Origin of the sequence: Nocardia sp. CDC160, assembly GCF_035818795.1 — a bacterium.
Lineage (GTDB): Bacteria > Actinomycetota > Actinomycetes > Mycobacteriales > Mycobacteriaceae > Nocardia.
Window position 1 is genome coordinate 273,468 of sequence record NZ_JAYKYT010000008.1, and the last position, 10,515, is coordinate 283,982.

At 67.9% G+C, this 10,515-nt stretch carries 7 protein-coding genes and 1 pseudogene; 1 reads left to right on the top strand and 7 read right to left on the bottom strand.

Going from position 1 to position 10,515, the window contains the following annotated elements; translation table 11 throughout:
• Positions 1–46: 46 nt before the first annotated feature.
• Genes VMT40_RS35665 through VMT40_RS35690 form a run of 6 tightly spaced genes read right to left on the bottom strand, consistent with a single transcriptional unit; the run spans position 47 to position 8,082 of the window.
• Entirely contained in the window at positions 47–670 is a 624-nt protein-coding gene (locus VMT40_RS35665; protein ID WP_326363999.1) for a class I SAM-dependent methyltransferase, read from the bottom strand.
• Between the two features lie 42 nt (positions 671–712).
• Positions 713–2,149, bottom strand: coding sequence for a cytochrome P450 (locus VMT40_RS35670; RefSeq protein WP_326364000.1), 1,437 nt, complete (start codon positions 2,147–2,149; stop codon positions 713–715).
• Between the two features lie 11 nt (positions 2,150–2,160).
• Entirely contained in the window at positions 2,161–2,865 is a 705-nt protein-coding gene (locus VMT40_RS35675) for a class I SAM-dependent methyltransferase (RefSeq protein WP_326364001.1), read from the bottom strand.
• A gap of 32 nt (positions 2,866–2,897) precedes the next feature.
• Positions 2,898–6,140 carry a thiamine pyrophosphate-dependent enzyme gene (locus VMT40_RS35680; protein WP_326364003.1) on the bottom strand — a complete coding sequence of 1,081 codons (3,243 nt, stop codon included), beginning with the start codon at positions 6,138–6,140 and terminating at the stop codon, positions 2,898–2,900.
• A complete protein-coding gene (locus tag VMT40_RS35685; protein ID WP_326364005.1) occupies positions 6,128–7,186 on the bottom strand; it encodes an aminotransferase class I/II-fold pyridoxal phosphate-dependent enzyme in 1,059 nt (352 codons plus the stop codon). The genes VMT40_RS35680 and VMT40_RS35685 overlap by 13 nt, the downstream gene beginning before the upstream one ends.
• The gene (locus VMT40_RS35690) at positions 7,183–8,082 is read right to left on the bottom strand and encodes a UbiA family prenyltransferase (RefSeq protein WP_326364006.1); all 900 of its coding nucleotides are present in this window, start codon (positions 8,080–8,082) and stop codon (positions 7,183–7,185) included. Before VMT40_RS35690 ends, VMT40_RS35685 begins: the two co-directional genes overlap by 4 nt.
• 354 nt (positions 8,083–8,436) lie before the next feature.
• Between VMT40_RS35690 and VMT40_RS35695 the strand changes: the two genes are divergently transcribed.
• A complete protein-coding gene (locus VMT40_RS35695) occupies positions 8,437–9,297 on the top strand; it encodes a haloalkane dehalogenase (RefSeq protein ID WP_326364007.1) in 861 nt (286 codons plus the stop codon).
• Between the two features lie 109 nt (positions 9,298–9,406).
• On the opposite strand, the pseudogene VMT40_RS35700 reads toward VMT40_RS35695, so the two are convergent.
• Positions 9,407–10,515, bottom strand: a pseudogene (locus VMT40_RS35700) (Fe-S oxidoreductase); the annotation flags it as partial.

Consider the following 10,515-nt stretch of genomic DNA (forward strand, 5'->3'; position numbering starts at 1 on the left):
GTCGCCGAACTTCTTGGTGCCGCCAGCGACCGTCAATTCGTTGGCACTAGGCACGTTTCACGCCGGTGAGCCGCGTATACATGCCGCCGTGGATGCTGTCTACGACCACATCGCCGAGCTGCTCACGGAATACCCGCTCGAAGGGCTCGAGCTTCTTGTAGTGCGATCCCACGATGAAGGACTTCAGGTAGTTGTAGCCATTGATGGCCTGGTGCCCGAATCCGGAGGTGCGCGGCAGGGCATCGATGATGCGGACCGCGGTCCCGGGCTTCAGGTTGCCGAGCAGCTCGTCCAGCTTCTGCGAGGGATCCGGAACACAGCTCATCGCAATGCAACTGAACACCACGTCGACATCCTTGAGCAGCGGTGTCGTCGCGATGTCGTCGACCACGAGCTTCACATTGTTCCACCCGTGGGCCACCACCCGCTTCTCCGCCTTGGCGAGAATGGCCGCGTTGTTGTCCAGCCCGATCACCCGGCCCGACGGTCCGATCGCCTCGATCAGCGCCGGAAAGGCCAGGCCGGTACCGCAGCCCAGATCGGCCACCGTCTTGCCGGACAGGTCCAGGCCTTCGACCAGGGCTGGGTGCAGCTTGTCGATCCCGCCGAGGGACAGCACCCACGCGGTCCGGTCGTAGATCGGTGCCGCAATGTCGTACCGCTCTGCCAATTTCCTCAAATCCTCTCTCAGTTTCCCTGGGGCTGAATGCTTTTAGCGGCGCGTCAGTCGAACGCGGAACCCGCCCTTGAAGGTCGGTGCCAGTCCGGTGTCCTCGCGAATGGTGAAGTTCGGCGGGATCTCGACCTTGTACTGGCTCAGGATCAGGGCGACCAGGTATGGCGCGATCAGGTATCCCAGTTGCGCGCCGGTGCACCGGTGCGGGCCCGCGCCCCACGCTAGGAAGTGCAGCAGACGCGGTTGATCGACCCGTTTGCTGTTGTCGTAGAACCGATTCGGATCGAACTTGTCGGGGTCGGTCCACCAGCGCGGATCGCGGTGGATCGTCGAGATGGGAGCTCCCAGCATCGTATTGGGCGCGATATCGAACCCTTGGAAGTTCGCCCCGGTGGCGGTGAAGCGCAGCAGGAGCGGAAACCCTTGCATGCGAATCGATTCCTCGAAACACGCCTTCGTCCACCGCAGGGTGCGCACCGACTCGATGGTGGCCTGCGACAGATCGACCGTGGCGCACTCCTGCACCAGGCGGTCGGTCGCCTCGGGGTCGAGGAGCGTGCGGACGACCGTCTGGGTGATGGCACCGGCGGTGGTGCCGTAGGACGCGCTGGTCATGGTCGCCACGTCGAAGCAGAGGTCCCAGAAGGTCATGGGGGTCTTCAGCTTCTTGTAGCCGAGCACCATGCCGTCCAGGACGTCGCCATAGGTGCCCAGCTTCGGCGAATTCTGGCGCTCGACCACGCGATTCTTGACGATCATCGCCGCCGAGTACACCGTCCACGGCCGAATCTTGTACGGCCCCCAGGGGCGCACCAGATTCGGCGGATCGGCGATCTTCAGCGTCGATCCGAGGAACTTGGTGAAGGTCGCCATGCCCTCGTGCAGTTCCCGCATCTCCTTGTCGGTGAAGGGATCGGTGTAGGTCTGCCTGAGCACGCCGCGCAGGAGGGTCTGGAAGATCACCTCTTGCAGATCGGTGACGCCGTGGGCGTCGGTCGCCGCGGCGATGTTCGCGTCCAGGGTCTCGAGGTAGGCGTCGACATTGGCCTGGAAGGTGTTCTTCAGGCCGTCGCGCGTGACCAGCGGGCTGACGATGCGACGTCGTTCCCGGAAGAGCTCGCCCTCGATGAACGACAGCCCGTTCTGCCGCTTCGCCAGCGCCGGGTGGTAATTCCCGAATTTGCTGTAGTCGCCGGACGTGTCGCCCATCGCCTTGTGCACGTCCTCCGGGTTGCCCAGGACGACGAGGTCGCGCAGCGGCAGCTTGATGCGGACGACGTCCCCGTAGGTCCGGACCGCCTCGCGCAGAAACTTGTTGCGGTCCTTGGCGAACTCGGGATACGAGCCCATGATGCGGTGGCCCGGCGGGCCGGGCAGATGCCCATTCGAGAAGCGGCGGCTGGTAATGCTGGTGGCGGAGTGCACCTTCGGTGCCCCGTTCGGTGCCTCGAGATGCGGGCATTGATTGGCCATGGAGAATCCTTCTACTTACCGAAGACGTACGCGCGGACCAGGCCGCCGTGGTACCGAGCCTCGGTTTCCAACGTCAGGCCCGCGTTCACACAGCGGGAGATGGTGTAATCGGCACCGCGATCCGAGGCCACTTCCTCGGTCATGTGCGCGACGGGATCCAGACCGAAAAGTCCGGCGATCCGGCGGGTTACCGCCAGGCGCAGCTTCATCATCGCCAGCAATACCGGGTTGTCGGGCATGGCGAGTTCGATGAGCAGAAAGCGCCCGCCCGGGCGGAGCACCCGGACGGTCTCCGCCAGCGCGGCGGCCGGATCGTCCATGTCGTCGAGCGCGAAACACATGGTGACGGCGTCGAAGGAGGACGAATCGAAGATCACGTCCTCCGCGCTGCCGCGCATCGAATCCCAACTGCCGCGCGGATGTTCGCGCCGCAGCCGGGTCAGCTTGCGCTCGGCGACCTCGAGCATCTGCTCGTTGAGATCGACGCCGACATAGGCGAGGGGAAAGCGGTATTCGGCCGCCAGCGCGGTCGCGATGGCCGCCGTCCCCGCGGCCAGATCCAGCACCCTGGCATCGGCCTCGAGCCGCAGCAGGCGCACCGCCTCCCGGCGCAGCCTGGTGTCGCCGCCCAGGGTCATGACCGTATTCACCAGGTCATAGCGCGGCGCGATCTTGGTGAACATGGCCTGGGGCGTGGCCGGACGTGTCGTTGTCATTCACTGCCCTCCTCTCGGTGTGCCGGACGCTGTCATTCGCGTTGTCCCACACGGCGAATCGCCTGCCCGGCCGCGTCGGCGGCGACCGCCTTCACCATCGACCAGGCACCCGATCGCGCGGACTTGCCGTCGCGCACCCAGCCCGCCACCAGTCCCACCACCTGGCGCGGGTGAATCCGGCCCGCGAGCGCGGGTGCCTCGACCGCGGGGATGCGCGCGTCGATGAGCGTCGCGCCGTTGGTGCGCAGGGCGTTCCGGAACGCGATGCCGAACTCCTGCGACGTGCGCGCCGTCACCGCCGCGACCCCGCAGTGCCGGGCGAAGCTCGCGAAATCACAGGGTGCGAACTCCGAGGAGGTGTCCGGCCAGCCCATGATCCAGCTCTCGAACTTGATGGCGGCCAGCGCGCCATTGTTGAAAACCACGATGACCGTGGGTGATTCGAGCCGCGCGGCATTGCGGAGCTCGGCCAGGGTGATGGCGATACCGCCGTCGCCCACGATGGCGACGGAGATGTCGTGCGGATTGCGCACGGCGGCATCGATGGCCGCCGGAACCGCGAATCCCATGGTGGCGAACGAGGCGGTCCACAGGTACCTGGTGGCCGACCGGACGAAACGGTACGCCCACAGCGTATTGATGCCGACATCCACGCTCAGGGTGGAGGCCCGCTCGGTCCGCGCCAGTTCGTGATCGATGATCTGTGCGACCGTGGCCGCCCGCAACGGCCGCGAGTTCTCCCGCGGCCCGTCGCGTCGCGGCGTCGCGGTGTCGGCCGGAATATTCGCCGCCGCAGGCTCTTTCGTGCTGCCGATCAGTGCCTCGAGCATGGCGCGCGCGTCGCCCAGCAGCCCGATCGACTCCGGCGGCAGGCGCAGGAACGTCAGCGGATCGGCATTGATCGAAATCACCGGGCCGCTGCCGACGAGTTCGAATGCCGAACCCCGCCAGGAGACTCCGATCAGGAGGACGAGATCACTGCGGCGAATGCGCTGCATGGCCTCGTCGTGCCCGGAGGTCCCGACCAACCCGTCGCAGTGTTCCCCGAGGACGTTCGCGGCGAGCGCGCCCATGGTGCCGTACAGCGGAGCGCCGAGCCGGGAGGCCAATTCGAGCAGTTCGGGGCGCGCCCCGCGCGCGCCGCGGCCGACGACGATCGAGACGTTCCCGGCCGCCGCGAGCAGCTGCGCGGCCCGCGCGATCTCCTCGGGGGCGGCCACGGTACTGCCGGGCAGCCCGATCAAGGAGGCCGGAATGCCCAGCGACCGTGTGCTTTCCACGAGCGCGGCACCATTGCCCGCCGACAGCGCCGCCCGGGTGAGGTGAATGTGAGTCACCCCCTTGCCGCCACCGGCGACGCTCAGCAAGGCCGCGCGCAGGCGCGCCGCATCCTGGTCGCCGCCCTCCAGCACCACCGAGATCGCCGAGATCTCCCCGAGCACCTCCACCGGGTCCAGGAACCAGCGGTCGATCTCCACCGAGATCAGCAGCACCGACGCGCTGTCGAACGCGGCGTCGTAGAGGCCGTTCAGCTGCCCGAGCAGTTCCGCGGGCGAGGTGACCAGGACGCCCGCCGTCGTGCCCGAGGCCTTGCAGGCCGCGGTCGCACGCATGGCGGCCGCCTGGATATCGGAGACGACCCGCAGGTCGAGTCCGGCGGGCGTCGCACCCGTCAGACCGGTTCGCGCGCAACCGGTTCGAGAAACATAGACCGAGTCGACGCCGTGGGCCGCGACCGCTTCGAGCAGATCGTTCGTGTATCGGACGACCTCCGGGGCGGGCGTCGATTCGACCGGTGCCGACTCCGGTTCCAGGGCGGAGGTCAGGATCACCGCCGGTCCGCCCGATTGTCCGGCCTCGTCCAGGCTCGCGGCCAGCGCGGCCGGATCCTCCGCCCAGAAGACCTGAATACCGAAGGCCGAAGCCAGATCTCGGACCGTCGCACCCGATTCCGCGACGCAGACGACGGTGACGGGCACCGCGTATCGCACGGCCGTGGACAGCTCCGAGATGTACTGATCCAGCGACCCGAGCTCGGTCAGCGCGTAGCACCGGTCGTTCGCCGCCAGGGCGAGGCCGATCGCCATCGGCAGCGCCGAACCCTCCGCCTGGAGGTTCCAGGCGCTGTGGATGTCCGCGTGCGCGCTGAGGAATCGGCGCGACAACCGCTGGACCGGTCCGGGATCGACGGCGACCGACGCACCCTCGAGCCGCTGCGCGAGCACGGCCCAGCCGTCGGGCAGATCCTCGTGGCGAGGTACGGCCAGTGCGGCTCGTGCCGGGCTGTCCCGACGGCTCGACACGGCGGCGGCCAGGGACTCCAGGATCGCCGGGATGTCACCGGCGATACCGACCCGCCGCGCACCCGTGTCGAAGCCGGACGTCGCGAGATCCGTGATTTCGATGAGGTTTTCGGCGGCCGGAAAGTATCGCCGCACACCGACGGTAGGCCTGCCGATCACCAGCACGGTGTCGTCGGCGGCGGCCGCGCCCTCGTCCTCGACCGGGTTCACCAGCGCCTCCGGGATTCCCGATTCGGGCAGGGCGACCAGCCGGGCTCCGAGCGCGGCCGCGAGCACGCGGGCGCGATCGACCGATTCCGCACTGCCGGAACCCAAGACGATGGTCATGGGATGCGCGCACAGGTGGTCGGCGAGATCGTCGACGCGCTTCTTGTCGACCTCGACGGCGCTGCGGCGGTCCAGCCGGTACGGGCTCGGCGCTTCGGTGGCGTCGACCGGGGAATGCAGCAGATCCGACGGGATGGCGACGTGCGCCGAGGTCCGCTCGAGTCGGATGGCCAGCATGATCTGGTCGAACACGCCGATCTGGTCGGCGGACATGAGGTCCGCGGAGCGCCACGTGCCGTCCCGGAACAGCCGGGTGGAATCGATCTCCTGAAACGATTGGGTGCCGATGCCCGACAGGCCCACCTGCCCGGAGATCGCCAGCACCGGCACCCGGTCGTAGAGACCGTCGTACACGCCCGGAAGCAGGTGCGTCGCACCGGGACCGGCCGTACCGAAGCAGACGCCGACGGTGCCCGAACGCCGGGCGTAGCCGACCGCCATCCAGGAGGCCGCGCTCTCGTGACGGACCGCGATCAGGTCGATCTCCGCGCGCCGCCCGACCGCGTCGACCAGGCAGTTGACCGATTCCGCGGGCATGCCGAACAGGTACCGTACGTCGTTGCCGACCAATCGATCCACGAGCGCGTCCGCGAATCGTGGCCGCCCCAGCAGGTCGGCACCCAGGTGCGGATTCATCTGTGGCATGCGCTTGCCTCCATCCGGCTGTATCCCTCCGCGAGCGCGGCAAGGACGTCATCGAGGTGTTGCGGTGCGGGCACGGTGATCCGGACACCGAGACCCCGATAGGCACGGACCGCGATCCCGTTCCGGGAGAAGCGATCCACCAGCTCCGCCGGATCCCTGGTCGGCAACCACAGGAAGTTGCCGTACGACTCGGGAACCGTGAATCCTTGCGCGCGAACCGATTCCGCCAACTGGGATCGGCACCGCACGACCTGGTCGACCTGCCCGGCGAGCTCATCGCCCACCTCCAGGGAGGCGATGGCCGCGGCCACCGCCAGCCGGTTCACCCCGAAGGGCATGGCGGCGGTCCGGCACGCGCCGATCAGCTCGCCGTCGCCGATCGCGTATCCCACCCGCAGGCCCGCGAGCCCGTAGGCCTTCGAAAAGGTCCGCATGACAATGAGATTCGGATGCGAGCGGGCCAGTCGGAAGCTGGCCGCGGGGTCGCCGGTGCGGTCGAAGTCGATATAGGCCTCGTCCACCACCACGACCGTGTGGCTCGGCACGGCGGCCAGGACCCGCTCGATCTCGTCGGGACCCACGCGCTCACCGGTCGGATTGTGCGGCGCGCAGATCAGGATCGCGGCCGCGTCGTCCCCGGCCGCCGACACCAGGGCCTCGGGCGACTGCCATCGAATTCCCCTGCCCCACACCGGAACCGGCGTGCCCCCGGCGTCCACCACGACGCGCTCGTACGCGTCGAAAGCCGGAACCGCGAAGACGACGCGGCCGCCGTGCCCGGCCACCCGGCGCAGCACGTACCCGAGCACGCCCACGCTGCCCGGACCCACGATGACCTGCTCGGGGCCGCAGCCCACGAAGTCGGCGATGGCCGCCCGCAGCGACCCGTACGCGGCCGACGGGTAATCCGCCGCGCGGTCCACCTCGGCCTCGATCGCCTTGCGCACGCTCGGCAGCGGCGCGAAGGGCAGGGCGTTGTTCGAAAGGTCCAGCGTGACAGTCGAGTAGGTGCTCTCTTCCTCCGCGCGGTACTCGTTCACGATCACGCGACATCCTTCTTTCTGCGGGTATCGAGCTTCAGCGCGTCCATCAGGAAAATGACCAGCAGCGACCCGGCGACAATGCCGATCGAGGAGACCGACGGATCGGCCACCAGGACCCAGGTGGACAGGTAGCCCGTCGAGACCACCATGTCGAAACGCAGCATGTTGTTCGCCGACTGGCTGTCCTCGCGCAGGACCATCCGCGCGGCCTGCACGCAGACGACCGGCAACCACGCCAGGGTCAGCAGGTACTTCATCGCGAATTGCCCACTGGCGACCAGGAATACCGGCCCCAGATAGACGACGACGGTCGCGGCGGCGGCCACCACCGCGGCCCGCAGCCGGGTCTTGTTGATCGTCGCCGAGGTCGTCAGACCGGCCTTCCGGTCACCGTGGTAGTCGGGCAGATTCTTCACCAGACCCTTGGCCGCGAACCAGACGAACAGGTAGGCGGCCATGCCGAGGAACTGCCAATTCCCGACAACCGCCGGTCCGTGCTTCGCCACGGCGGGAGCCATGAGGAAAGGAAAGGCGACATCCAGGGCGAAGAGGGCGATCGAGGCGACCGGACGCTCCTTCACCCGGAAGGGCGGCAACGAATACTGGTGTGCGATGACCACGCACATCGCGGTCAGCACAACGAAAACGGGGCCGACCAGGGCGGCCAGCGCCAGCATGAGCGCGCACACCGCGTAGGCGCTCCACAGCAATCGCCGCCGACCGTAGAGACCGAGCAGATACAGGCGCGCGGGCAGATTCTCATTGTCCTCGGCTACATCGGAGTAACCGTTGAAGAGATTCGCGGCCGCGCTGTAGAGAAAGGTGATCGCCAATCCGATCAGCACGTCGGCATCGATCGGCAGCCCGAGCAGCTTGCAGGACAGGCAAAATGCCAGCATCCCCGGCAGGCACGTACGCGGACGCGCGAAGGAAAGAAAGAGCTCGACTCGTCCCAGAAAACCCTTGGTATGCCCCTCGGAGGAATTCACCCAATAAATTCGCTCTTCCGCCGACCTGCTCAGAAACTCGTCGAGCGTCGGTATCGAAATAGTTTCAGCCACGCCCATCAATTCCTATACGGCGTATCGATGATCTTCCGGGAGCTTACCCGAAATCCGTTGTGGCCCAAGCTTGTCCAACCGCCGCATTCGTCAGTTGCACACCCTTTTGTGCAATCCGAACCCCTTGCGATTCACGCGATTTCGAGTACCCGGGGTATATCAGTGATCGTCTCGTATCGCAGAGAGGTTCCCATGCTGATCGACTTCGTTCCCGACCAGAACCTGTACCCCTTCGAATCCCGCTGGTTCGATTCGCCCGCGGGCCGGGTGCACTACATCGACGAGGGGTCCGGGCCGACAATCCTTTTCTGCCACGGTGTTCCGACATGGAGCTTCCTGTACCGCCACATCGTGGCCGAGCTCCGGGACCGGTACCGCTGTATCGCGGTCGACTACCTGGGCTTCGGATTGTCCGAACGCCCAGCGGATTTCGGGTACACGGTGGCCGAGCACATCGACGTCCTCGGCCAGCTGATCGACCACCTGCGGCTCGACGACTTCCTGCTGATGGGGCACGATTGGGGCGGCCCCGTCGGCCTGGGCGCGGTCACCCCGCGTGCGGACCGGCTGCGCGGAATCGTGTTGGGCAACACCCTGTTCTGGCCCCCCGAACCACTGGCGAACCGCACATTCGGCCGGGTCATCCGCACCCGCCCCATGCAGCGCCGCATTCTCGAACAGGGCTTCCTCATCGAGAAATTCCTGCTCGGCGAGCTCGGCCGCACCCTCACCCCGGCCGAGGCCGACCACTACCGCCTGGTCCAGCCCACTCCCGACGCCCGACGCGGACTCGGTGTCATGGCCAAACAAATCGTCGACGCCCGCCCCCTGCTGGACCAACTCTCCCGAGACGTCCCCGCCCAGCTCGGCGACAAGCCGACCCTCCTGGTGTGGGGCATGAAGGACCTGGTCTACCGCCCGAAGGCCCATATCCCCCGCATGCTCTCGACCTTCACCGACGTCGAAGTCGTCGAACTCCCCCAAGCGCGCCAGTTCATCCAGGAACACTCCCCCGAGGCAATCGCCACCGCCATCACCAAGCGCTTCCCCTGAGACCACCCGCGCAGCGGAACGATACGCCGAAACGACATGGGCGGCACTACCACTCGGTAGTGCCGCCCATCTCAGTACGGTTCAGCCGCCAGGCATTTCGGACCCGGGGCTAGCTCTTCCGGCCCGGAGCCTTCATGCCCGACTTGAAGCCGAGCCCACCCGGCTTGGCAGCAGGCGGCATGGCCGAGCCAGCGCCCTCCGAGATGCCATTGGCCTTCGAGGTGCCATTGGTCTCGGTGGTGCCGTTGCTGGCCGGGGCGGCAGGTTCGGCCGAAGTCGCGGCGGGCTCGCTGGCCGGAGCCTGCGGAGCCGAATCGGCCTGGGCGGCAGGCGCTTCCGCAGCGGGCGAGGGAGTCGCGGCGGCGGGTGCCTTCTGGCCGGGGCGCTTGAGGCCGGACTTCATGGCCAGGCCCTTGGGCGCGATGGACGGCTTGGCCTCGGCGGCCGGAACCGACTCGACCGCAGCGTCGGCCGGAGTGGCCGGGGCCTCGGCGACCGGTGCGGCAGCCTCGGCCGGAGCAGGCTCGGTGGTGGGCTTGGCACCGGGAGCCTTGGCCGCACCCTTCATCGCCAGCCCACCGGGCTTCGCGCCCGGAGCCTTGAGCCCGCCCTTCATGGCCAGCCCGCCCGGCTTGGCCACCGGAGCCGCGGGAGCCTCCGCGGCGGGTGCTTCGGTTGCGGCGGAGGCGGTTTCGGCCTTCGCGCCCGGAGCCTTGGCGGCACCCTTCATCTGTAGGCCCTTGCCACCGGGAGCCTTCAGGCCGCCCTTCATGCCCAGCCCGCCCGGCTTGGCGGTCGGAGCCGCAGGGGCCTCGGCCGCAGTCTCGGCCTCGGCGACCGGAGCGGCCTCGGCCGCAGCCGCGGGCTTCGCGCCGGGAGCCTTCAGCCCACCCTTCATGGCCAGACCCTTGCCGCCGGGAGCCTTCGCGCCACCCTTCATGCCCAGACCGCCACCGGCCGGAGCCGCCTTCGGCGCAGCCTCGGCAGTGGCTTCGGCCACAGCGGCTTTCGCGGGTTCGGGGGCCGGAACCGGTTCGGGCTCTTCGACCTTCGGGGTCTGGATGACCTTCAGGTTCTCGGTCAATGTGGCGGCATCGACGCGGTCGATGGACTGCAGCATCAGCTGGGCGACGTCGACGACCTCGACGCCCTGGCCGACTTCGCCGCCGTCCTTGCGGGCGGTCACGCCGTCGGTGAGCATCACCCGGCAGAACGGGC

Coding starts and splice junctions, on each gene's coding strand:
- VMT40_RS35670 (WP_326364000.1), bottom strand. CDS start 2,149: ATGGCCAATCAATGCCCGCATCTCGAGGCACCGAACGGGGCACCGAAG.
- VMT40_RS35675 (WP_326364001.1), bottom strand. CDS start 2,865: ATGACAACGACACGTCCGGCCACGCCCCAGGCCATGTTCACCAAGATC.
- VMT40_RS35680 (WP_326364003.1), bottom strand. CDS start 6,140: ATGCCACAGATGAATCCGCACCTGGGTGCCGACCTGCTGGGGCGGCCA.
- VMT40_RS35690 (WP_326364006.1), bottom strand. CDS start 8,082: ATGCTGGCATTTTGCCTGTCCTGCAAGCTGCTCGGGCTGCCGATCGAT.
- VMT40_RS35695 (WP_326364007.1), top strand. CDS start 8,437: ATGCTGATCGACTTCGTTCCCGACCAGAACCTGTACCCCTTCGAATCC.